We start from the raw sequence: 24,906 nt of genomic DNA, 5'->3' as shown, positions 1-24,906 counted from the left end.
TTTCTCCTTTTTTTATAAAAGCAAGTATTCATAAGCTTGGCATTACTACATAATAATTACACTGTCTCAAAAATTAAGAAAGGAGTAGAATATGAAATTAATTTTAAATTATTTAAAAAATTATAAGTTATTAATAGCATTAAATATACTGGCTATATTTAGTTTTGCATTAGTTGAATTAGGTATACCAACAATAATAGCTAAAATAATTGATAATGGTATTGCAAATCAAAACACAACTTACATAAAACAAATGGGAATAGTAATAGTTGTTATTTCTATTATAGGAGTTGTAGGTAGTGTATTATTGGGTTATTGTTCTGCAAAAATATCAACAGGAGTAACTAGAGATATAAGAAATGATATATTTAAAAAATCTCAAGAATTTTCACACACTGAATACAATAAATTTGGGATTTCTTCAATGATTACAAGAACTACAAATGATGCATTTCAAATTCAACAATTTGTAAATATACTTCTTAGAACAGCTTTATTAACTCCAGTCATGTTTATTATAAGTATAATCATGACAATTAGAACAAGTGTAGAGCTTTCTTTGGTATTAGCTATATCAGTTCCTTTTATAATTATTGGAGTAGCAGTAATAGCAAAAATTTCTCAATCAATATCGTCTAAACAACAAAAAGGACTGGATAAACTAAACCTTATATCAAGAGAAAATTTAACGGGAATAAGAGTAATCAGAGCATTTGGGAATGATGACTATGAGACAAAAAGATTTGAAGAAACAAATACATATTATGCTAATGTTTCTAAAAAATTGTTTAAGCTTATGTCAATTACTCAACCCGCATTCTTTTTATTATTAAATATAGCTGTTTTGGCTGTGTTTTGGATTTCAAGTGAAAAAATAAATATTGGAGAAATTCAAGTTGGACAATTGGTTGCATTTTTGGAATATCTTTTCCATGCTATGTTTTCAATTATGCTTTTTTCAATGGTATTTATCATGTATCCAAGAGCAGAAGTTTCAGCAAATAGAATAAAGGAAATTTTAGAAGAAGAACCACTTATAAAAAATCCTAAAAATGGAGTAAAAGATACTGAAAATAAAGGACTTATAGAATTTGACAATGTAACATTTACTTATCCAGATGGAGAAGCTTCTGTGCTTAAAGATATTTCGTTTACTGCAAAGACTGGTGAAACAGTTGCCTTTATAGGTAGTACTGGTAGTGGAAAAAGTACCTTAATTAACTTGATACCTAGATTTTATGATGTAACAGAAGGTAGTATTAAGATAAATGGAGTAGATATAAGGGAATATGACTTAAAGGCTTTAAGAAAAAAGATAGGGTTTATACCTCAGAAGGCATTGCTTTTTACTGGTAGTATAGCAAATAATATTAGATTTGGTAAAAATAAAGCAGGAACATCAGAATTAGAACATTCAGCCAAAGTTGCACAGGCATATGAGTTTATATCAAAAAAACCTAGAAAATTTGATGAATTAATTAGTGAAGGTGGAGCTAATGTATCTGGAGGTCAAAAGCAAAGACTTTCTATTGCCAGAGCTATTATAAGAAAACCTGAAATATATATATTTGATGATAGCTTCTCTGCATTAGATTTTAAGACTGATGCAATACTTCGTTCTAAGCTAAAAAAAGAAACAAAAGATGCAATTGTATTGATTGTTGCACAGAGAATCAGCTCAATTATTGATGCTGATAAAATTGTAGTACTAAATGAAGGACAAGTTGTTGGAATGGGAACTCATAAGGAATTATTGAAAAATTGTGAAATATACTATGAAATTGCAACATCTCAGTTGAAAAAGGAGGAATTGGAATAATGAAAAAGTCTAAAGGTTTTAAAAAAACAATTGGTAGACTTCTTCCATTTGTAAAGCAATATAAATTTTCATTTATTATAGCTATTATATGTATAATTTTAGCAGCTACTATGAATGCAATTGCTCCTAAAACAGAGGGATTAATAATAACACAATTAACTAAAGATGTAATTCGTATAGCAAAAGGAATACCAGGAGCATCTGTGAATTTTAACTATGTAGTAAAAATTTTGGCACTCTTAGCATGTATATATGTTGCTAATGCAATTTTTACGTATGCTTCAAGTTTTTTACTTACAAATGCTATTCAAAATACTATGAGAGACTTAAGAAATGAAGTAGAAAATAAGATAAGAAAACTGCCTATTAGTTACTTTGACAGCAATAGTTTTGGAGATGTACTAAGCCGTATATCAAATGATGTAGATACAATATCAAATGCCTTACAACAGAGTTTTATGCAAATTATTAACTCAATTTTAGTAATAATTTTGGCAATTTCTATGATGTTTACAATTAATGTATATATGGCATTTATAGCTCTTTTTATAATTCCAATTAGTTATTTTGTATCTAAGTTTATAGTAAAAAAATCACAAAAGCGATTTTCATTACAACAAAATGCTCTTGGAAAATTAAATGGAAAAGTACAAGAGATGTATACTGGATTTAATGAAATAAAATTATATGGTAAAGAAGAAGACTCTATAGAAGAATTTAAAAAAGTAAATCAAGAACTTTGTGAAAATGGATTTAAGGCACAATTTATATCAAGTATGATGAATCCAATGGTTTCATTAGTAACTTATTTTGGAATTGCAGCAGTAGCAGTAGTTGGTTCTATATATGCAGTGAGTGGAGGGATAACAGTTGGAAATTTACAAGCATTTGTACGTTACATATGGCAAATAAATCAGCCTCTTTCACAGATGACACAATTATCAACTGTAATACAATCTTCTTTTGCAGCAATAGAGCGTGTATTTGAAATTTTGGATGAAGAAGAGGAAACTCCTGATGTTGAAAATCCAGTTAAGATAGAAAATGTACAAGGAAATGTTACATTTGAACATGTGAATTTTGGATATGGAGAAAGTGAGACTTTAATAGAAGATTTAAATGTAGAAATAAAAAGTGGTCAAATGGTAGCTATTGTTGGTCCTACTGGAGCAGGTAAAACAACATTAATAAACTTATTGATGAGGTTTTATGATGTAAAGGGAGGAGCTATTAAAGTAGATGGAGTAGATATCAGAAACATGAGACGTGAAGATTTACGTTCAATGTTTGGAATGGTACTTCAAGATACATGGTTATTTAATGGTACTATTTTTGAAAATATAGAATATGGTAGATTTGGAGCTACTAAGGAAGAAATTATACAAGCAGCAAAAGTAGCAAATGTACATCACTTTATAACTACACTTCCAGATGGCTACAATATGTTTTTAAATGAAGAAGCATCTAATATATCGTTGGGAGAAAAACAACTTTTAACTATAGCTAGAGCTTTTATATCAGATCCTTCAATATTGATATTAGATGAGGCTACTAGTTCTGTTGATACTAGATTAGAATTGATGCTTCAAAAGGCAATGAGAAATCTTATGAATGGTAGAACTAGTTTTGTTATAGCACATAGACTTTCTACAATTCGTAATGCTGATTTGATTTTGGTTATGAATAATGGAAGTATTATAGAGCAAGGTAATCATGATGAACTAATGGAAAAAGGCGGATTTTATGAGAAGCTTTATAATAGCCAATTTGCAGATACAGAATCTGAATAGTAAAATATCTGCATGAATAATAGCTAAAATTTAAATTGATAACGTTAGAATTGAAAAGAGTATCAGCAAAGTTATTTTTTAATAAACTTACTGATACTCTTTATATTTAAGCTTAAAAATATTTATATTTGACAATTAATCTTGTTATATCTGATAGCTAGAATTGCAGTATTTTTCTTTTTTACCTTTTTGTTCTCTGACATATAATAACTCACTTAACTTATCGATGTAATAACAATCGTCACTTATGCGAATTAAACTAGTTAGATAATATCCGTCTTTACTTCGAGGAATTTTTTTGTTTATAGCTAAGTCAATAGCTGTCTTTGCTGCCTCAAAATGTTTTAAGTGTGTATGACCTTCTTCAAAATTCTTTCTAGTATTATAAACTACATAACCTTTTTTAACTTGAAAAACTATAAATTCTTTTTTTTCATATATTTTATTAAACATTTAATCAGCCTTTCTCAAGATAGTTTTATAGTATAACAATAGAAGCTTCTAAAAAATTTTATAAAGAGTATAAATATTATGTAAATTATAGACCTAAAGGCTATAATTTTATAAAGATAAATTTTTTATTACTTATATGTTAATTCATAGAAGTTAAAAGTAAATTATCTTTAAGTTAAACAAAAGTAAAATAAAAGACTAGTTATAATATTTATATGAAAAAGTACAAAATATAGTATAAAAATATAGAAAAATTAAATTATTTACTTGCAGTTTCTAGTTCCGTAAGTATATTTACCTTGAGATATATTATCATCATGAAAATATATTCTCTCACAAACTTTATCACCCCATAGAATATTTTTTGTTATTTTATGTGATGTATCTCCTGTAAATACCTCAGCAACAGTGGTATCAGTAACATCACAATAAAGGGATGCAAACTGCTTAAACCAAGGATTTTCTTCAAAGCGTGAAAGCCAGGAAGCTCCATAAGGACAGTGTAACTCTTCAAATTCAGGAACCCAACCTAAAAATGGAACATCAGTTATACTAGCAATATTGTCAGCAATCAATTCATCTCCATTTTCATTGGCTCTTTCTCTCATAGAAATAGCTCTTTCTTCTGATCTTTCAAACAAAACTTTTTTTAATATTTCAGCAGTTTTTTCATTTCCAAATTCCTCAACTAATACTTTGGTAAAATAAAAATATAAATCACCAAAATGTTTACAAGCCATACGAACTTCTTCAATAGCATAATCTTTGTCAATAGTTTCATTAGTTACAGTATCTTTGTTCAAAAAAATCACTCCTTAAAATAATAGTAGTTACATTATAATTATAGAGTATTTTTTATAAATAAGAAATTGATTTGAGATAAATAACATTTTAGTAAATGTAAATAGATTATTAAAATAATTTATTATTACAAAAATCTTCTAAATTGATGTATTTAGGAGTCTCCATATGAATAAGTGTTGTTTTGTAAATATCTTCAGTACATCCATTAGATATATTATTAAAAATATCTGTATGCTCTTTTAATGTTGTTTCTAGTCTTCCCTCATGTGATAATGAATCAAGAGCTAATTTTTTTATTCTGTACATATAGCTGTTGAACATCTTATTAAATTCAGTATTTTGAGCATATGAGACGATTGTTGTGTGAAATAAAGTATCATATTCTGCAAATGTGTTTAAATTCTTATCACTTGATACAATCTCTTTTTGTTTATCTAAAAGATACTTTAATTTATCTATAGTTTGAATTGCTCTAGGCTCTTTGTATTGGCTCGTAATCAAAAAAGTACAAAATCCTTCTATTGCAGAACGTATTTGAAATATCTCTACAATTTCATTGGCTGTGATTTGATGAATTTTAAAACCCTTACTTGGAATGATATCTATAAAACCATCTTGACTGAGTCTTTGAAGAGCATCTCTTATAGGAGTTCTTGAGATTCCTATTTCACTTGCAAGCTTTGTTTCAGAATATATTTCATTTTCTATTATTTCACCAGATAGTATTAATTCTTTTAAATAGTCATATGCTTGTTCTTGTAATCTTTTAAATGTAGCCATATTTTACCCCTCCTAAACAATGTAAAAATACAAAAACTTATATAATGTTAAGAATACAACATAGTAAAATTAAGGTCAATCCTTTGAAATTTAAATTATATATTGGATGATATGGCGATATAAATAAAGGTTTAGTTGAATGATACTTAATTATTGATAAAAATAGTTGATATAAAGAAAAATAATTAATATAAAGTATGATTAAATATAATATAAAAATAGTGTGGTTTATTTAATATAAATAGTATGCGTTAAATATAATGATTATAGATAAAATCTATTATATAAATCTAAAAATCGTGTTTTATTGTTAAAATAAATACTTTTATATTTTATATTGACCGGTATACTGGTGTGTAGTATACTTTAAATCATAAAAAACGTTTTCAAAAATATGAAAATATGGAGGGGTATATAATGAAATTAGGATTTATCGGATTAGGAATAATGGGAAAACCAATGGCCAAAAACTTACTAAAAGATGGATGTAATCTTTTAGTATATGACATTAATAAATGTGCTGTAGATGAGCTTGTATCGTATGGTGCAAAATATGCAAGTCTTTCAGAAATAGGTGAAGAGTGTGAGATTGTATTTACAATACTTCCAAATGGAGCTATTGTTCAAGATATATTATTTGGAGCTAATGGTTTAACAAATACTTTAAAAGAGGGAAGTATAATTGTAGATATGAGTTCAGTTACACCTACAGAATCTATGTTATGTGCAGAAAAATTAAAGCAAATGAACTTAGAATTTATAGATTCGCCAGTAAGTGGGGGTGAACCAAAAGCAATTGATGGAACACTTGCTTTTATGGCTGGTGGTAAAGAAGAAGTATATAAAAAAGTAGAGCCATTCTTTAATATAATGGGAAGCTCAGCTATCTTAATTGGAGATAATGGTAGTGGAAGTGTTACAAAACTTACAAATCAAGTAATAGTTAATCTTACAATAGCAGCAGTATCTGAAGCATTTGTACTTGCAGCCAAAGCAGGAGCAGACCCAGATAAAGTGTACAAAGCGATAAGGGGAGGTTTAGCTGGCAGTACAATATTGGATGCAAAAATACCAATGATTATGAATCGTGATTTTAAACCAGGTGGGAAAATATCTATCAATCTAAAAGATATAAAAAATGTAATGCAGACAGCACATAATTTGGATGTGCCACTACCTATGACAAGTCAGCTATTAGAAATTATGCAAACATTAAAAGTACATGGACACTTAGAAGATGACCATGGTGGAATAGCTCAATATTTTGAAAAATTAGCAGGTGTTGAAATAAAAAAACACAATAACTAATGGCAAAGATATTGATGATATAGTAGATATGTATTATAAAAATTAGATTTAGATTATATTATACAGAGATGATAGAGTTACAATATCATAATAAAAGAAAAAATAAGGTCAAGAGATAATAAAGTAAATTATAAAGGGGAAAAGATTATGATTACAGGATATGGACTTTTGATAGCATTTATTATATCTATAGGAATTTTGCTTGTGTCAATTATCAAGTTTAAAGTAAACCCATTTTTGGCATTACTTATAACATCAATAATTACAGGATTTATGGTTAAAATGCCTATAAATGAAATTTCAACTACAATATCAACTGGATTTGGAAATACATTAGGTAGTATTGGTATTGTAATTGGACTTGGAATAATATTTGGAAATATACTTTCAGAATCAAGAGCAACAGAATCTATTGCAAAGGGATTGTTGGCTAGAACTGGAGAAAAAAATAGTGCGTTAGCTATAACTACAGCAGGATTTTTAATTTCAATTCCAGTGTTTATGGATGCTGCATTTGTTATAATGATGCCTATAGTTAAATATGTTTCGAGAGTAACTAAGAAGTCTCTTATGGTTTTTGTATGTGCATTAGGCGTTGGTACAATAGTAGGTCATGCACTTGTAATACCAACACCAGGGCCTTTAGCTGTTGCAGCAAATGTAAATGCAAATGTAGGTAGTTTTATACTTTATTCTATAATTGTTGCATTTCCAGCAGCTCTTGCAGGAGGATGGATTTATGGAAAACGTTTTGAAAAATATCCAGCTTATGCAATTGACGAAAATAATAGAGAAAAAAATTTAGAACAAGAAAAAGAGAGTATTGAACTTGAAGATGATAACTCTAATAAAGTCCCTGGTTTTGGAGTTTCTATGTTTTCTTTATTATTCCCAATACTTCTTATACTTGTATCAAATGTATTTAGTATGTTTTTAGAAAAAGGTTCTAAAATGAGTGGAATACTTGCTTTTATAGGAGATAAGAATATAGCAATATTACTTGGAATATTGGTAGCAATAGTATTTTTAAAGAAGTACATAAGTAAACCTATGGGAGATGTTGTTATTGAAGCTGCCGATTCAGCAGGATTGATACTATTAATAACAGGTTCAGGGGGAGCATTTGGTAGTGTTATAAATGCTAGTGGAATAGGAAACTTCTTAGTTGACACTATGTCTGGTCTTAGTATATCAGTTGTAGTACTTGGATTCTTATTAAGTGCATTACTTAGAATTTCTCAGGGTTCTGCTACTGTAGCACTAGTGACTACATCATCAATTTTAGGACCGACAATTTTAGCAACTGGGATGTCACCAGTTTTAGTAGGGCTTGCTATATGTGCTGGTGGTGTTGGTTTTTCTCTTCCAAACGATTCTGGATTCTGGGTACTTTCAAGATTTAGTGGATTGTCAGTTAAAGATACTTTAAATTCATGGACAATAGGAGGTACAATAGCTGGTATTACAGCATTTGCAATGGTTTTATTACTTAGTGTTATAAATGGTATTATACCACTTCCAGGCTTATAAAAAATATAAATATTAAACATATGCATACTGTAATAAATTGCATAAAGGGGGATTTTTAGTGAGAGAAGTCAATTCAATTAACATAGATATACTCGATACTTTTAAGAACGTAGATGAAGATAAATTAAATAAATTACTTGTAAATGAACTTAAAAATTTAAATAGAAAAATTATTGTATTAGATGATGACCCAACTGGAGTACAAACAGTTCATGATGTTTCTGTATATACTGATTGGGATAAGAATAGCATAGAACAAGGTTTTGATGAAGAAAATAGTATGTTTTTTATACTTACTAACTCAAGGGGATTTACAGTTTCTCAAACAACAGAAGTGCATAAGAAAATTTCAAAAAATATTGTGGATATTTCTCAAAAAGTTAATAAGGATTTTATTATTATAAGCCGAAGTGATTCAACAATGAGGGGGCATTATCCTCTTGAAACTAATCTATTGAAAAATGAGGTGGAAAAATTATCAGGGAAAATATTTGATGGTGAAATAATAATGCCATTTTTCAAAGAAGGTGGAAGATTTACGATAGACAATGTACATTATGTAAAAGAAGGAGAAATGCTTGTACCAGCGGGAATGACTGAATTTGCAAAAGATAAATCTTTTGGATATAAATCTTCTGATATAGGAGAATGGTGTGAAGAAAAAACAAATGGAGAATATAAATCTAGTGATATGATATACATTTCATTAGAGGAACTTAGAAGTTTAAATATTGATAGGATAACAGAAAAGCTTAAAATGGCAAAGAATTTCAACAAAATCATTGTAAATGCAATAGATTATGTAGATGTAAAGGTATTTACAATTGCGTTTATACGTGCAGTAAACAGTGGCAAAGAATTTATATTTAGAAGCGCTGCTGCTATAACAAAGATACTTGGAGGTGTAAGTGATAAGGAATTACTTACTAAAGAGGAATTAGTATCAAAAGATAATACTAATGGAGGTATTATACTTGTTGGTTCACATGTAAATAAAACTACTCAACAACTAGAAGAACTTAAAAATTGTAAACATCCTATAGAATTTATAGAGTTTAATCAACATTTAGTTTTGAGAGAAGATGGATTAAAAAATGAAGTAAAAAGAGTTATACAAGTTGTAGAAGAGAAAATAACTAATGGAAAGACTGTTGCTGTGTATACTAGACGTGAGCGTTTTGATTTAGATACGAATGATAAAGATAAACAACTTATGGTTTCTGTAGAAATTTCAGATGCTGTAACTAGTATAGTTGGTATGCTTAATGTAAGACCAAATTTTATTATAGCAAAAGGTGGAATTACATCTAGTGATGTTGGAACTAAGGCGCTAAAAGTAAAAAAGGCTACTGTAATGGGTCAAATAAAACCTGGTATACCAGTATGGATGACAGGAGAAGAAAGTAAATTTCCTAATATGCCATATATAATTTTCCCTGGCAATGTTGGAGAAGTTAGTACACTTAGAGAAGCTGTTGAAGTATTAATGGGCTAGAAGATTTGATTTAAAAATAAGGATAAGTCAATAGTAAGTTTTAGAATATATTAAATAAGGTTTAGAATATTATCAATAATATTCTAAACCTTATTTGTATTTATAAATATTTATATTATAATATGGCATATAATTTAGATTATTTATTTTTTTTGATTGATTTAATATCTTCTTTGATTTTATTTAAAATATCTTTATGCTTATTAGAGCTTATATTAGGGAACGCCTTAATAATACGTCTATGAAGTAATTTGTGGCTAGATAGTAGAGTATTAAGCTTGTTTTTAAGTTCTTCAATTCTATTTTTAGCATAACGATAATTTTCTCTTTCTTTTAATATTTCAAATCTATCCTCTAAAGTCTCAAGTCTATTTTCAACCAAAGTCTCAAGTTTATTCTCAATAGTTTCTTGTGTAATAATTTTGTAGTATTCCTTTTTATCTTTTAATTCCTTAATTATAAGATTGATTTGTTTTAATTTACCATTTAATTGTAAAATTGTGTGTATTGTAATTATTAAATCTAAAACAAAATAAATTTCTATGGATATACCAAGAATAAATAGTATATTTTTAGGAATATAATCTATGAAATCAACTACAATAGGATGTATTATCAGCATTACAATTAATGACAACACACCAAACATAAGTGAATTTTCTAGGCACACTCTTCCGTGAATATTGAACTTGTGATTGGAATAATCCCACCACTTCATATTAAATATTTTTTCTAATACAAAACTTGTAAAATACTCCATTATACTGGTGATAATTATACTAAACACAAATAATAAGGGAATATTATGAACAAAAGGAGTTAATGTAGCTACTATTGCTAGTGCTCCAAATCCATATATAGGACAAAATGGCCCATTTAAAAAACCTCTATTTACAAATTGTTTTTGTAAAACAGAACAATATGTAGTCTCACAACACCACCCTATAAAACTATAAATTACAAAATAAAGAAATTGGATATAAAATGTACTCATAAGCACCTCATTTCTAGTTAATATAACATTATATAATACTATATATCTGGTATTTTCTTTCACAATTAACTATATTACTTTAAATTTAATTTACATATTGATTATACCAATTTATAGAAATTTATCAAATTTAATTGCAATTATAATATTATATGCAAAACTATAATAATGAGATTTTATTTAAAATAAATAAGGGTGTCAAGTATAATCAAATCAATATCTGTAGATACTCTACAGTATATTGTTTTGATTACCTTTGACACCCTATATTATTTATATTTTGTTTATTTACATTTAAAACTAGAACAACATGTTTCAGTGTAAAGATTTACTCTATCAGTTTCAGGAGCTACTACTATACTATCAAGATTACATAAGCTACCATCTTTATTATACTTACAAGTCTTGACACTACAAACTAATTCTTCACAATTTCTATTGTTAACATTATTAGATAGATTACTATAAATAGATTCATCTAAAAACGAACTACAGCAAGTATGTCTATCATTATGAGCTTGTTCACCATTTATAAAAATTTTATCTGCATAACATATATGGCTGTTATTATGTGAGCAGTTAGTTACATTACAATTGATTCTTTCCAAAGTTATTACCTCCTAAACTATTATTTATTATAAATTATGTCCATATAATTGCAAGAATATAACATTTAAGAGAAAACTTCCTTTTAGAAGATATCTATTTTTAGATTAATTTGAAATACAGATATATTTTCTTCTAAAATTTACCTAAATTGTATAAAAACTTACAGCTTGGAGAAAATAATAGAAAAAGGAGGCGTAATCAATGTTTGAAAAGAAGAAAAAAGAATTATTTCCTTGGAAAATATCTGCATTAGTACTAGTAGGAGTATTTGTATTAAGTAGTGGAGTTTATATAGGAACAAAGTTAAAAAATAATGGAGTTCAAACTGGTAAAGTTGTAAGTGCTAGTGCGAATATGAATGAAGAATCAAAAGAAGCTTTTGGATTAAATAAAAACTGTGAAGTTTGGCTTCAAAGCGAAGGTGAGAATGAAACTAACTATAAGAGAGTACTTACGATGGCTGGAGTAGTTCCAGAGTCATTATTAGATAAGACAAAATCAGAAATAGTATCATATTTTAAGCAAGAATATCCAACTAAAACAATAAAGAGTATGGATAAAAATGAAATCATATTAGTAGAATCTAAAAACAGTGATAATAAAGATGTACAAGCAATGAACACTACTATAAAAGGTAAATATACAATTGAAAATGATAATGGAAATATAGCATTGTATAAATATGATGATAGTGGAAATAAAACATTAGTAGAAAAAACTAAAATAAGAGTAGATTCACTTCCTAAGACTGTTCAAGATGAACTTAAAAAAGGTGTAGTTATGGATACAGAGGAAGAGGCCTATTCAAGATTAGAAGATTTTGCAAGTTAATATTTCAAATTGATATTAAGATTCAAAACATATTTAATGCCTATTAAAATACAATAATTTATTTGTACTAAATATAAAAGTTATATTGGAGTGAGAAGTTCGCTTTGATATAACTTTTTTATTTGATTTTATTAAATCTCTAAGAATACTCGTGACTTTAGTCATGAGATGAATTAGGGAAATAGTAAGCGTATAGAGAAGTTTGTATGTAGAGATAGTAAACAATCTATCCAATATACCACTTGAATTGCTGGAAACCCCTAAAGCTTATGTGAACGACAACCTCTAATACGATTAATGTAGAATTTAGCTACAGGTTAAATTTTCTCTACTGTCATTGTTTTTTACCAAAACATTGGCTTTACAGTAAAGATATGTTATAATCATCTTAGAAAGCGAAGTGATATATATCATGTATTTAACTGTAAAACAGCAGGTAAAACATCTTTCAAAGGAAGATTATAAGAATATTAAAGAGCTTTCTCGTATAGCTAAAAATTTAGCTAATGAAGCAATCTATAATATTAGGCAATATTACTTCCAAGAAGGCGAATATCTAAATTATGAAAAGAATTATGTTCTTCTGAAAGATAGTCCTAATTACAAAAATTTAAATTCCAATATGGCTCAACAAATTTTGAAGGAAGTAGATGGTTCATTTAAGTCTTTTTTTGGACTGCTTAAATTAGTGAAAAAAGGTAAATATTCTTTCAAAGATATAAAATTACCACATTATCTTCCAAAAGATGGATTTACTACACTTGTCATTGGTTTTGTTCGATTAAATAATAATCAATTAATAATTCCATATTCACGTCAATTTGGAAAAGAACATAAAAAAGTTATAATAACGATTCCGCCAATTCTTAAAGATAAGAAAATTAAGGAAATTCGTATTATACCAAAAGCAAAAGCTAGGTTCTTTGAAATTCAATACACTTACGAAGTGAAAGAAGAACAAAGAAAATTAAATAAAAACAAAGTACTAGCAATTGATTTTGGAATTAATAATTTAGCAACTTGTATTACTTCTACTGGTGAAAGTTTTATTGTTGATGGAAAGCGTTTAAAATCAATAAATCAATGGTATAATAAACAAAATGCACGACTTCAAAGTATTAAAGATTTACAGGGGTATGTAAAACGAAATACCAATCGACAAAAATCGAATACTCGCAATCGAAACAATAAAGTAAATGATTATATGGCTAAAACAGCTCGTATTATTATTAATTATTGTTTAAAAAATGATATTGGTATTTTAGTTTGTGGGTATAATGAAACTTTTCAATACAGAAGTAATATCGGGAAAGTTAATAATCAAACATTTGTACATATTCCTTTTGGTAAATTACGTGATAAATTAGAATATCTATGTAAACTATATGGAATTACTTTTTTAAAACAAGAAGAAAGTTATACTTCCAAAGCTAGCTTTTTTGATAAAGATATTATACCAGCTTATAATGACGATAATCCAAAGGAGTATGATTTCTCTGGAAAAAGAATTAAAAGAGGATTGTATCAAACTAAAAAAGGAATGATTTTAAATGCTGATGTTAATGGTGCATTAAATATTTTGAGAAAAAGTAATGTTGTGTCCTTAGATGGACTATACAGTAGGGGCGAACTGGACACGCCTGTACGTATCAAAGTAGCTTAGGTTATTTTGAACGTAATCGAACTCTGCGATTTTAGTCGTGGGAGGTTCAGGGTATAATAATTTAGAACATAAGTTTTTATGAGAAATACATTTTGGTATTTCTTTTATTTTTAGGAGGAATTTTTTAAAATGATGATATTGGGGATTGACCCAGGTATAGCCATAGTTGGATATGGTATAATTGAATATAAAAATAGTAAATTTAAAGTAATAGATTATGGGGCAGTGACAACACCTGCGCATATGGATATCTCTAAGAGGTTAGAACTTGTATATAAAGGAATTGATACAATAGTAAAGAATTACAATATAGATGAAGTTGGAATGGAGGAACTATTCTTTAACAAGAATGTAAAGACTGCTATAACAGTAGCACAGGCTAGAGGGGTTACTATGCTTGCTTGTGCACATAATGGTAAACCAATATATGAATACACTCCGCTTCAAGTAAAACAAGGTGTAGTTGGATATGGTAGAGCAGACAAAGCACAAGTTCAACAGATGGTAACCTCATTTTTAAGTTTAAAAAAAGTTCCAAAGCCAGATGATGTTGCAGATGCTCTAGCTGTGGCTATTTGCCATGCTCATTCAAATAAACTTGAAAAAACTTTAAAGAATATAGGTGGGAAGTATGTATAGTTATATAAAAGGTACAGTAGAAGAAATTTATATAGACAGTATAGTTGTTGAAAACAATGATATAGGATATAAGATAAATGTGTCATCCAATACAATAATGAATTTGCAAATAGGGAATACTGCAAAAATATATACTAAACTAATAGTAAGAGAAGATGATATGAGTCTTTGCGGTTTTGCAAGCAGGGAAGAATTAAAGATGTTTGAATTGCTTACATCTGTATCAAAAATAGGACCTAAGGTGGGGCTTTCAATACTATCATTTGCATCACCAGCGCAACTAGGAGCTTATATTTTAAGCGAAGATGTTGGGAAACTATCTAAAGCTCCAGGCGTTGGTAAAAAGACAGCAGAGAGAATCGTTTTAGAACTTAAAGATAAAGTAGATAAAAATAATATAGAATTTGAACCAACATTATTATCACAAAAACCTACTTTCATATCTCAAGATGAATCTATAGATGCACTTGTAGCTTTGGGGTATACCTTAGCAGAATCAAAAGAGGCAGTTCAAAAATGTAAAAAAGATGGTATGAATACAGAAGACATTATAAAAAAAGCACTTACATATATAATGAGTAAATCTATGAAGTAGCATTTAATTTGTGAATGTAAAATAATATTTAAAATAAAGTAGATTTGCAAAATTACGGAAGGAGGGGTATAAATGCAAGATTTTGAAGATGAAAATAGGATAATAACTTCTACTATGAAGGTGGAAGATATAGATATAGAAAATAGTTTAAGACCAAAAACACTAGAAGATTATTTGGGTCAAGAAAAATCCAAAGAGCAACTTAGTATATTTATAGAGGCAGCAAAATCAAGAAATGAGCAGTTAGACCATGTACTTTTATATGGACCACCAGGGCTTGGAAAAACTACACTAGCAAGTATAATAGCTAATGAGATGGGAGTAAATTTGAGGATTACATCAGGACCTGCAATAGAGAGAGCTGGAGACTTAGCAGCTATACTTACAAATTTGAATGAAAATGATGTTTTATTTATAGATGAGATACATAGAATCAATAGGAGTGTTGAAGAAGTATTGTATCCAGCAATGGAAGATTTTTGTTTAGATATAATAATAGGAAAAGGACCATCTGCGAGAAGTATAAGGCTTGACCTTCCTAAGTTTACACTTATTGGAGCTACTACAAGAGCTGGTATGCTTACAAATCCACTTAGAGATAGATTTGGTGTTATTTGTAAATTAGATTATTATACAGTTGATGAACTTTCAAAAATAGTGCTTAGGTCATCAAATATTTTAGATGCAGAAATACAATCTCAAGGAGCTTTAGAGCTTGCAAAACGCTCAAGAGGAACTCCAAGAATAGCAAATAGATTGCTAAAAAGAGTTAGAGATTTTGCACAGGTTAGGGCTGATGGAAGGATAACTGATGAAGTTGCGAAGGATGCTCTTGAACTTTTAGGAGTTGATAATTTAGGTCTTGATTTTGTGGATGAAAAGCTTCTTATAACTATAATAGAAAAATTTAGGGGTGGTCCTGTAGGTCTTGATACGTTAGCAGCTTCAATTGGTGAAGATAGAAATACAATAGAAGATGTGTATGAGCCGTATTTACTTCAACTAGGGTTTATAAATAGAGGGCCTAGAGGTAGAGTAGCCATGCCATTAGCCTATGAACATCTAAAAATACCTTATCCTAGCGATAGATAAGAATAGAAGAAAGAGGTATCAATTAAAAAAATAATCATTAAATTAAAATATTTCTAAAATGGGCAAAAATTCAAACATATCCACAAAATGGTAATTATATCTGTAGATACTGTGGATAAATACAAGGAAAAATGTGTGTACTGTATCTATATATTGTGGATAAGACGTGTATAACGTGGAAAAATATCTATATATTGTGGATATGCTGTATGTTAAAAATAGGGATTTATTGATAGATTATGGTAATATTGTAGAAAATAAGTTGTTTTTTTGATATTATTGTAGCTAGAGAAATTTTAAGAGAGGAAGTTTGACATTGAAAACAAGTGATTTTAAATTTGATTTACCACAGGAACTTATAGCTCAAGTTCCTATAGAAGATAGAGCTAGTTCAAGATTGATGGTATTAGATAAAGAAACAGGAGAAATTGAGCATAAAGTATTTAGAGATATAATAGAATATTTAAATCCAGGAGATTGTTTAGTTTTAAATAATACTAGAGTTATACCTGCTAGATTAATAGGGGAAAAACTTGAGACTGGTGGAAAAATTGAATTTTTATTATTAAAAAGAACAGAGGAAGATACTTGGCAAGCTTTAGTAAAGCCAGGTAAAAGAGCAAAAGTGGGAACTAAGTTTTCTTTTGGAAATGGGAAATTAATTGGAGAAGTTGTAGATTTATCAGATGAAGGTTCAAGAATTATAAAGTTTCATTATGATGGAATTTTCGAAGAGATTTTAGATGAGCTTGGAAATATGCCACTTCCTCCATATATAACTGCTAGATTAGAGGAAAAAGAAAGATACCAAACTGTTTACTCAAAACATAATGGCTCAGCAGCGGCACCTACAGCAGGTCTACACTTTACAGAAGAATTATTAAATGAAATAAAAGAAAAAGGTGTAGATATAGCATTTATAACTTTACACGTTGGTTTAGGTACTTTTAGGCCAGTAAAAGTAGATGATGTTTTAAATCATAAGATGCATTCAGAATATTATATGGTTAGTCAAGAGGCAGCTGACAAAATAAATAGAGCAAAAAAAGATGGGAACAATGTAGTATGTGTTGGAACTACTAGTTGTAGGACTATAGAATCAGCTTGTGATGAAAATGGCAAGATGAAAGAAACTAGTGGATGGACAGATATATTTATATATCCAAGTTATAAATTTAAGGTTTTGGATAGACTTATAACTAATTTTCATTTACCAGAGTCTACCTTAATCATGTTAGTAAGTGCTATCTGTGGAAAAGAAAATGTTTTAAATGCATATAATGAGGCAGTAAAAGAAAGATATAGATTCTTCAGTTTTGGAGATGCTATGATTATAAAGTAGGGAGGGAATAGATGCATAGCTTACAAAAACAAAAAAAGAATAACCCTATATTAAAGATTGCTTTTATCTTTGAACGTGTATTAGCAGTAGTAGTTTTAATAGCAGTATTTTTAGGTACAATAGATGTATTAAGACTTATGTGGGGAGCATATATAGTTGATTTTCAAAACCCAGTACAATACAGTCAGCTTAATGATTTCTTAGCACAAATATTACTTTTGGTGATAGGTGTTGAGCTTGTAGTAATGCTATCACTTCATATACCAGGAGCATTTATTGAGGCACTACTATATGCTATAGCTAGAAAAATGTTATTGCTTCCTAAAAATGAAGGAATGATAGATGTTTTAATTGGAGTTATAGCTATTGCAGGACTATTTGCTATAAAAAAGTTTTTAGTAACAAAAGACAAGAGTGCTCTTAATATAACGAGTATTCATGATGAAGAAGCAATCAAAGAACAACAAAGTAAAGAAGATAAAGATAAATCTATTTAGAAAATATATTAGATATTTAGATTAGTGAAAATATATGTTATGAATAACTAGAAATAAAAATTATTAAGGAGATATTTATGTACGCAGTAAGATACGAACTGATAAAAACTTGTAAACAAAGTGGTGCAAGGCTTGGAAGATTACACACGCCACATGGGATTATAGAAACACCAATATTTATGCCTGTTGGGACTCAAGCAACAGTAAAGTCTATGACACCAGAAGAATTAAAAGAGATTGGCTCACAAATAATACTTAGTAACACTTATCATCTATATATGAGACCAGGACATGAACTTATAAAAAAAGCTGGTGGACTTCATGAGTTTATGAACTGGGATAAGCCAATACTTACAGATAGTGGAGGATTTCAAGTATTTAGCTTAGGGCCTTTGAGAAAGATAAAAGAAGAAGGTGTAGAATTTAGGTCACACCTAGACGGTTCAAAACATTTTTTAACTCCAGAAAAAGCTATGGAAATACAAAATGCGTTAGGTTCAGACATAATGATGGCATTTGATGAGTGTGCGCCATACCCAGCAGATAGAGAGTATGTAAAGAATTCATTAGAAAGAACAACAAGATGGTTAAAAAGATGTAAAGATGCCCATAATAATACAGACAAGCAAGCTTTATTTGGTATAATACAAGGTGGAATGTATAAAGATTTAAGAGAGCAATCAGCGAAAGAAATAACAAGCATTGATTTACCTGGATATGCGATTGGTGGACTTAGTGTTGGAGAACCAAAGCCACTTATGTACGATGTACTAGAACACACAACTCCATTTATGCCAAAGGACAAACCAAGATACTTAATGGGAGTTGGTAGTCCAGATGATTTAGTGGAAGGTGTTATAAGAGGAGTAGATATGTTTGACTGTGTTTTACCTACTCGTATAGCTAGAAATGGAACTGCAATGACTAGTCAAGGTAAAGTAGTAGTTAGAAATGCAACTTATGCTGAAGACTTTACTCCACTTGACCCTGAATGTGATTGTTATGCTTGTAAAAATTATTCAAGAGCCTATATAAGACATCTTGTAAAAGCAAATGAAATACTGGGTGCAAGATTGATAACTACTCATAATCTTCACTTTTTACTAAATTTAATGAAACAAATAAGACAAGCAATAATGGAAGATAGATTACTTGATTTTAGAAATGAATTTTTTGCAAAATATGGATATGAAATATAGGTTTTGCACTATTAATTATAATCATTTTAATATATAATATTCAATAGTACTCAAAGCTAAAGAAAGTAAATTGTTGTATAAACATTTATTACGATTTGCAAAAGAGTATAATTTACAAAGGAGTGAAAAATTAATGCCACAGCAACAAATAATGATGAGTATAGGTCTATGGGTAGTAGTAATTGCAATCTTTTATTTCCTAATGATTAGACCTCAAAAGAAAAAAGACAAACAATTGAAAGAAATGAGAAGTAGCCTAGGTGTAGGAGACAAAGTCATTACAATAGGTGGAATAGTAGCTAATGTAGCTAAAGTTGAAGATGATGTTGTAATATTAGAATTAGGACCAAACAGAACTAAAGTTCCATTTGAAAAATGGGCTATAGGGACAGTTCAATCTAGAAAAGAAGAAATAGAAGAACAGTAAAATAGTAATTTAAAAGCCTTGTCTCGAATATATATTAATTTGAGAGGAGGTTTTTTTATGGGAAAATCTAATTATATTTTTAAAGGTTTGGGATATGCATATATAATAACTTTGGCTGTTTTATTAGTGTATAACTTATTTTTGACATTTACAGATATCGGTGGAGATAATATAACTATGGTTGCATCATTTATAACTACTATTTCTTCAGCTATAGGAGGTTTTTACACTTCAAAACACATGCAAGAAAAGGGACTTATGTATGGGCTTTTAGTTGGACTTTTGTACATAGTGTGTATTTTTTTGACTGTGTTTTTAGCACAAGAGAGCTTCATATTTGAAGTAGGAATGATTTATAAGTTATTGCTTATATCAGCAGCAGGAGGTATTGGAGGCGTATTAGGTGTCAATTTTAAATAGAGTTTATATTAAAGTGGTTTTGTGATATAATCAATAGGAAACAATTAGAAATGGAGGCGTTGAAAATGGAAAATAAACATGTAAAAACTTTATCTCAAGCTACTTTAAAGCAAAGTGCTGCAAAAGGTGGATGTGGAGAGTGTCAAACTTCTTGTCAATCAGCTTGTAAAACTTCTTGTACAGTTGCAAATCAAGAGTGTGAAAGATAGAAAATTATTGATTTAGTTGTTTGTAAGAGGATATCTCAAAATGGTTCTTTTATCATTAATGAGGTATCCTTTTTTATTTTTTGTCTCCATATAAAATGTTTAATATGTTTATAAAAAATAAGGTTTGACTTGTTAGTGTTTAATTTTTTATATATTCAAAATCTAACTTTTTATTCTTATATTTCTAATATATCCATTAGTAAATTATGTAAACTTATAAAATGTATTGATAAATAATATTATATATAATATTATCTATATGTGGGAAATACGAATATAAAAAATTAAATACAATATTCGGAGGACATAAATATGTTAAGTAACAAAAAGAGAAGTATGGCAATAGTAATGGCAGGAGCTACAGTTATGAGTGCAGCAGCACCAATATTCGCAGACAACACTGTGTCAGAAAATGTTGATAAAAATTACACAGTAAGTGCAAAAGATTCTACTAAACTAATCGAAGAGGTTAGAAAAGCATTAGAGATTAAGTTTGAAGAGACAAAAGCAGGAGCAAATGTAAATGATAGAGTTTATGATATAAAAGTAGATAATGTAAACTTAACTAATGCAACTCAATTACAAAACAAGATAAACTCATTAGTAGAAGGACAAAGTTTAAAAGTTACTATACAAGATAAAGGTCATCAAACTATAGGTGGAAAAGTAGTTGACTATAAAATTGAAAACTACAAAACAGCTCAAGAAATAGTAGATGCAGTTAATGCTTTCAATGCAACTTTAGCAGAAGATTCTGATAGCAAGTTAACAGCAACTATAAAGTCTACTAGCACAGTTGAAGTAAAAAGAGCGAAAGATTCAAAAAATACAATTACAGTAAATGTAGGAGACCAACATTTAGACTTTGCAAAACCATTAACATCAGAAGAAGGTACTTTTGAAGGCTATGAAAAGCGTTACAGCGATATAGAATCAAAAGAATTACATACAATAACAGTTAAAAATGCAGATTTACAAGACATATCAGCAGAAGATTTATTTGATGGAGTTAGATTAACTACATTAGGTAGAGAAATAGTTAATAAAGTTAAAAATGGATATACTTTAACATTTGAGAATGAAGCAATACTTACTCAAGAACAAGAAAATAGTGATGACAAAGATAAGCCAGAAAAGTCAAGCTTTGATATGGTTTTAAGTAAGACAAATGAAAAGCCAGAAACAATAAGTGTATCAAGTAAAAACCATAAATTAGTTAGAGATTTACACAAAGTACTAACTGATGTAAAAGACGGAAAAGAATTAAAAGTAGAAGTTTTATCTGGAGATTCAAGATTTACAACAGCAGTAGAAGTTAGTAAGGAAAGATTCAAAGATGGAGAAGCAGATTCAATAATTTTAGTTGGAGAAGATGCTATAGTGGATGGATTAGCATCAGCACCACTTGCATCTCAAAAAAATGCACCAATATTATTATCTAAAAAAGATTCATTACCATCAGAAATAGAAGCTGAGATATTAAGAGTACTTGGAAGTAACTTATCTTCTAAGAAAATATATATAGTAGGTGGAGAATCTAAAATATCAAAAGAAACTGAAGAAAAACTTTCTAAATTGGGTGTAAGTAAAGTTGAGAGAGTTTCTGGAGATGATAGATTTGAAACTTCTTTAGAAATAGCAAAACAATTAAAAGATACATTTAAAACTGCATTTGTAGTAGGTGGAAATGGAGAAGCAGATGCTATGAGTATATCTGCTAGAGCTGCTCAATTTGGAGCTCCAATAATAGTTACAGGTAACGAGTTAGATGCAAGTGCTGAAAAATTATTAAAAGGAAAAGAATTAGAAATTGTTGGTGGAGAGAATTCTGTATCAAAAGAAGTTGAAGATAAATTAGTGGAAATAGATTTAAACAACAAAGTTGAAAGACTAGCTGGAGAAAACAGAAAAGATACTAATGCTAAAGTAATCAACAAGTACTATGCAGGAGCAACTAAAGCATATGTTGCAAAAGACGGTTATGTAGGTGGAAATGGACAATTAGTTGATGCACTTACAGCAGCACCACTTGCAGCTAGTTCAAAAGCACCAATAGTATTAACTACAGAAGAACTTTCTAAGTCACAGGAAGAAGTAGTTGAGTTAAGACTTAAAAATGCTACTAAGTTAGTACAAATAGGTGAAGGAATAGCTAAAAATGCTATTGAGAAAATAGCAGAAAAAATAAACTTATTTAAATAAGAACTAATAGTATATAAAAATTGATATTATAAGTTTGTTTAGATAATATAGAATGTCTATAATGTACATTTATACAAGATGCTTAGATAAGATATGATGTCTACAATATAAAATATATATAAATAATGAAATAAAAAGAATAACAATAAGGTATCTCATTTAGATTTAATTTGAGATATCTTATTTTTTTATTTTTTGATTATAATACTGTAAAATTCATATTATAAAAAAATTATTATAAATGATATTGTTTATAATGATTAAACATCTTATTAACATATATTATTTTGAATTTATTACTTAATTAAATAAAATAAGTTATAATGTTTTGAATTTACGGAGAATAAAGACTTTAATTATAGTATTTGAGTTATATGGATAACTATGGTATTATATATAAAATATGGTAACAAAACTGTAACTTTTTATTGAGAATGGATAAAATTATTGATAAAAAATACGAAAAATATATTGGGGGTAAATAATAATATGAAGAATAGTAAAAAGATATTAGCTATAGGACTTACACTATCTTTAGTAATGGTAAATACTCCTATAGTAAATGCGTTGACATCCGTTGAACAAATAAAAGGTAATGACAGGTATGAAACAGCGGCAAAAATAGCAGATAAACAAAGCTATAATACAGCAATACTAATTAATTCAGATAATAGCTTGGCAGATGGTCTTAGTGCAAGTGGTTTAGCTGGAGCTTTAAATGCGCCTATTTTAATGACAAAACAAAATCAAATTCCAAGTACTACTATGGAAAGACTGAACAAAGCAAACACTGTATATATAATAGGTTCAGAATCGACAATAAGTAAAAATATTGAAAATCAATTACTTTCTAAAAAGAAGGTTGTACAAAGAATATTTGGTGAAAATAGATTTGATACGAGCGTAAAAATAGCTGAGAAAATTAAAGAAATCAAACCTATTGATAAGGTAATTATAGCTAATGGAGTCACAGGAGAAGCAGATGCGATAAGTGCATCACCAGTAGCGGCAAGAGATGGAGTACCTATAATACTTACAGATGGAAATAGTGTAGGGTTTGATACTACAGGATTAAAGAGTTATGCACTTGGGACTAGTGAAATAATAAGTGATGAATTGGTCAAAAGTACAAATTCTGTTAGGTTAGGTGGAACAGATAGGTTTGACACCAATAAGAGAGTTATACAAGAGTTTTATAAAAACAGTAAAGAGTTTTACTTAAGCAAGGGTCTACAATTAACGGATGCATTAGTTGCTTCTACAATAGCAAAAAATGCTCCTGTAGTATTAGTAGAAAATGGTAGCAATAAGAGTATTTTAAGTGGAGCAGATAAACTTACAGTACTTGGAGGAATAAATCAGAATGTAATCAAACAGTGTATAAATCAAGCTTCTCCAAATCAACAAGGACTATATTATAATCCAAATGATAGAGCATTTAAGGACAGAATAAAGGGAAAAGTATATGCTCATATAAGACAATATAGAAAAGAAAACGGAGTAAAAGAGTTATCTGTAGCAAGTAGATTAGAGGGATTAGCAAATGATTGGTCTAACTTAATGGCAAATAAGAAGACTTTATCTCACACAATAAATGGCAAAAATTCATACTCTACTTTTCTAAAGTACTTAGATTGGAGTGAGATTAAGCCTGGATATGTTGCAGTTCAAGGTGAAAATATAATTAAATATAAAATTCCAGATAAACCTGTTTATACAAATAGAGATGCAGATGATATAGGAAATTTTATTTTCAATGAGTGGAAGACAAATCCTGAAGAAGGTACCAATATGCTACATAAAGGATATGAAATAATGGGATTTGGAATAGCCATAACGGGAGATAAGACTATATATGCAACACATGAGTTTTATGGAAGATATAAAGAATAAATATTTGTTATAATTTAGGTATCTTACGGAATGTAACTACACACAAAATGATAGCTGTGAGAAAATAATATATAAATAATAAAATTATAATGGAAAATAACATTTATATTAATACAATAGTATAAATGTTATTTTTTTAAATTTAGTGAAAAAAATTGTATCAAAAAGTTTAAATATGGTATAAAATGGGTAAGAAAGTAGTGAAAATTAAATGGCAAAATTAGGGAAACCTAATGACGCAAAACTATAGGGGTTAAAGCTTTTAAAGCCATATCAGCCAGTTGCTAAAAAGAGTAAAGTCTTTTTATTTTATAA

General features: G+C 28.7%; 22 protein-coding genes, 1 pseudogene and 1 riboswitch. Of the genes and pseudogenes, 18 read left to right on the top strand and 5 right to left on the bottom strand.

Annotated features, from left to right (window positions below):
* Positions 1-91 precede the first annotated feature (91 nt).
* The gene (locus tag IC214_RS04140; protein ID WP_227434415.1) at positions 92-1,819 is read left to right on the top strand and encodes an ABC transporter ATP-binding protein; all 1,728 of its coding nucleotides are present in this window, start codon (positions 92-94) and stop codon (positions 1,817-1,819) included.
* Positions 1,819-3,609: an ABC transporter ATP-binding protein gene (locus tag IC214_RS04135; RefSeq protein WP_227434416.1), complete on the top strand. Its 1,791-nt coding sequence runs from the start codon at positions 1,819-1,821 to the stop codon at positions 3,607-3,609. The genes IC214_RS04140 and IC214_RS04135 overlap by 1 nt, the downstream gene beginning before the upstream one ends.
* A 144-nt stretch (positions 3,610-3,753) precedes the next feature.
* On the opposite strand, the gene IC214_RS04130 is transcribed toward IC214_RS04135, so the two are convergent.
* The 3 genes from IC214_RS04130 to IC214_RS04120 all read right to left on the bottom strand — a co-directional run bounded on the left by IC214_RS04130 (position 3,754) and on the right by IC214_RS04120 (position 5,646).
* Positions 3,754-4,062: a hypothetical protein gene (locus IC214_RS04130; RefSeq protein WP_227434417.1), complete on the bottom strand. Its 309-nt coding sequence runs from the start codon at positions 4,060-4,062 to the stop codon at positions 3,754-3,756.
* A 263-nt stretch (positions 4,063-4,325) separates the two neighbouring features.
* Positions 4,326-4,874 carry an L-2-amino-thiazoline-4-carboxylic acid hydrolase gene (locus tag IC214_RS04125; protein WP_227434418.1) on the bottom strand — a complete coding sequence of 183 codons (549 nt, stop codon included), beginning with the start codon at positions 4,872-4,874 and terminating at the stop codon, positions 4,326-4,328.
* A gap of 100 nt (positions 4,875-4,974) precedes the next feature.
* Positions 4,975-5,646 (bottom strand): GntR family transcriptional regulator, encoded by a 672-nt coding sequence (locus tag IC214_RS04120; RefSeq protein ID WP_227866262.1) that lies wholly within the window; start codon positions 5,644-5,646, stop codon positions 4,975-4,977.
* A gap of 399 nt (positions 5,647-6,045) precedes the next feature.
* Here IC214_RS04120 and garR point away from each other — a divergent pair.
* From garR to IC214_RS04105, 3 genes and pseudogenes are all read left to right on the top strand, one after another.
* Positions 6,046-6,954, top strand: a pseudogene (garR, locus tag IC214_RS04115) (2-hydroxy-3-oxopropionate reductase); the annotation flags it as partial.
* A 147-nt stretch (positions 6,955-7,101) separates the two neighbouring features.
* Entirely contained in the window at positions 7,102-8,484 is a 1,383-nt protein-coding gene (locus tag IC214_RS04110; protein ID WP_227824312.1) for a GntP family permease, read from the top strand.
* A gap of 58 nt (positions 8,485-8,542) precedes the next feature.
* Positions 8,543-9,979 (top strand): four-carbon acid sugar kinase family protein, encoded by a 1,437-nt coding sequence (locus IC214_RS04105; protein WP_227434422.1) that lies wholly within the window; start codon positions 8,543-8,545, stop codon positions 9,977-9,979.
* Positions 9,980-10,118: 139 nt separating this feature from the next.
* Here IC214_RS04105 and IC214_RS04100 read toward each other — a convergent pair whose 3' ends face one another.
* Both IC214_RS04100 and IC214_RS04095 read right to left on the bottom strand, forming a co-directional pair.
* The gene (locus IC214_RS04100) at positions 10,119-10,973 is read right to left on the bottom strand and encodes a putative ABC transporter permease (protein ID WP_227851164.1); all 855 of its coding nucleotides are present in this window, start codon (positions 10,971-10,973) and stop codon (positions 10,119-10,121) included.
* A gap of 284 nt (positions 10,974-11,257) precedes the next feature.
* Complete coding sequence (locus tag IC214_RS04095; protein ID WP_227866260.1) at positions 11,258-11,581, bottom strand: DUF1540 domain-containing protein; 324 nt, start codon at positions 11,579-11,581, stop codon at positions 11,258-11,260.
* Positions 11,582-11,783: 202 nt separating this feature from the next.
* On the opposite strand from IC214_RS04095, the gene IC214_RS04090 reads away from it, so the two are divergent.
* The 13 genes from IC214_RS04090 (at position 11,784) to IC214_RS04030 (ending at position 24,591) form a co-directional block, all read left to right on the top strand.
* Positions 11,784-12,413 (top strand): BofC C-terminal domain-containing protein, encoded by a 630-nt coding sequence (locus IC214_RS04090; protein WP_227434425.1) that lies wholly within the window; start codon positions 11,784-11,786, stop codon positions 12,411-12,413.
* A gap of 412 nt (positions 12,414-12,825) precedes the next feature.
* Positions 12,826-14,076 (top strand): transposase, encoded by a 1,251-nt coding sequence (locus IC214_RS04085; RefSeq protein ID WP_227434426.1) that lies wholly within the window; start codon positions 12,826-12,828, stop codon positions 14,074-14,076.
* 129 nt (positions 14,077-14,205) lie between these two features.
* Complete coding sequence (gene ruvC / locus IC214_RS04080; protein ID WP_227827582.1) at positions 14,206-14,715, top strand: crossover junction endodeoxyribonuclease RuvC; 510 nt, start codon at positions 14,206-14,208, stop codon at positions 14,713-14,715.
* The gene (gene ruvA / locus IC214_RS04075; RefSeq protein ID WP_227434428.1) at positions 14,708-15,310 is read left to right on the top strand and encodes a Holliday junction branch migration protein RuvA; all 603 of its coding nucleotides are present in this window, start codon (positions 14,708-14,710) and stop codon (positions 15,308-15,310) included. Before ruvC ends, ruvA begins: the two co-directional genes overlap by 8 nt.
* Before the next feature lie 72 nt (positions 15,311-15,382).
* A complete protein-coding gene (gene ruvB / locus IC214_RS04070) occupies positions 15,383-16,402 on the top strand; it encodes a Holliday junction branch migration DNA helicase RuvB (RefSeq protein WP_227434429.1) in 1,020 nt (339 codons plus the stop codon).
* Between the two features lie 316 nt (positions 16,403-16,718).
* Positions 16,719-17,744, top strand: coding sequence for a tRNA preQ1(34) S-adenosylmethionine ribosyltransferase-isomerase QueA (gene queA / locus IC214_RS04065; protein WP_227434430.1), 1,026 nt, complete (start codon positions 16,719-16,721; stop codon positions 17,742-17,744).
* Positions 17,745-17,755: 11 nt separating this feature from the next.
* Positions 17,756-18,241: a phosphate-starvation-inducible PsiE family protein gene (locus IC214_RS04060; RefSeq protein WP_227482100.1), complete on the top strand. Its 486-nt coding sequence runs from the start codon at positions 17,756-17,758 to the stop codon at positions 18,239-18,241.
* Between the two features lie 77 nt (positions 18,242-18,318).
* Complete coding sequence (gene tgt / locus IC214_RS04055) at positions 18,319-19,440, top strand: tRNA guanosine(34) transglycosylase Tgt (protein WP_227434432.1); 1,122 nt, start codon at positions 18,319-18,321, stop codon at positions 19,438-19,440.
* A gap of 133 nt (positions 19,441-19,573) precedes the next feature.
* On the top strand, positions 19,574-19,867 hold the full coding sequence (gene yajC, locus IC214_RS04050; protein ID WP_227434433.1) for a preprotein translocase subunit YajC: 294 nt from the start codon (positions 19,574-19,576) through the stop codon (positions 19,865-19,867).
* 57 nt (positions 19,868-19,924) lie between these two features.
* Positions 19,925-20,287, top strand: a complete 363-nt coding sequence (locus IC214_RS04045; RefSeq protein ID WP_227866259.1) for a TIGR04086 family membrane protein — start codon at positions 19,925-19,927, stop codon at positions 20,285-20,287.
* A 65-nt stretch (positions 20,288-20,352) separates the two neighbouring features.
* Positions 20,353-20,496 (top strand): six-cysteine ranthipeptide SCIFF, encoded by a 144-nt coding sequence (gene scfA / locus IC214_RS04040; RefSeq protein ID WP_009891067.1) that lies wholly within the window; start codon positions 20,353-20,355, stop codon positions 20,494-20,496.
* A 312-nt stretch (positions 20,497-20,808) separates the two neighbouring features.
* A complete protein-coding gene (locus tag IC214_RS04035) occupies positions 20,809-22,698 on the top strand; it encodes a cell wall-binding protein Cwp8 (RefSeq protein ID WP_227866258.1) in 1,890 nt (629 codons plus the stop codon).
* A 489-nt stretch (positions 22,699-23,187) separates the two neighbouring features.
* Positions 23,188-24,591: a cell wall-binding protein Cwp9 gene (locus IC214_RS04030; RefSeq protein ID WP_227866254.1), complete on the top strand. Its 1,404-nt coding sequence runs from the start codon at positions 23,188-23,190 to the stop codon at positions 24,589-24,591.
* A gap of 203 nt (positions 24,592-24,794) precedes the next feature.
* Positions 24,795-24,880, top strand: a riboswitch (cyclic di-GMP riboswitch).
* Positions 24,881-24,906 lie beyond the last annotated feature (26 nt).

Source organism: Clostridioides sp. ES-S-0190-01 (assembly GCF_020658275.1).
Taxonomy (GTDB): domain Bacteria; phylum Bacillota; class Clostridia; order Peptostreptococcales; family Peptostreptococcaceae; genus Clostridioides.
Note: the sequence above shows the minus strand (reverse complement) of the source record. Positions and strands in the feature narration are given on the sequence as shown.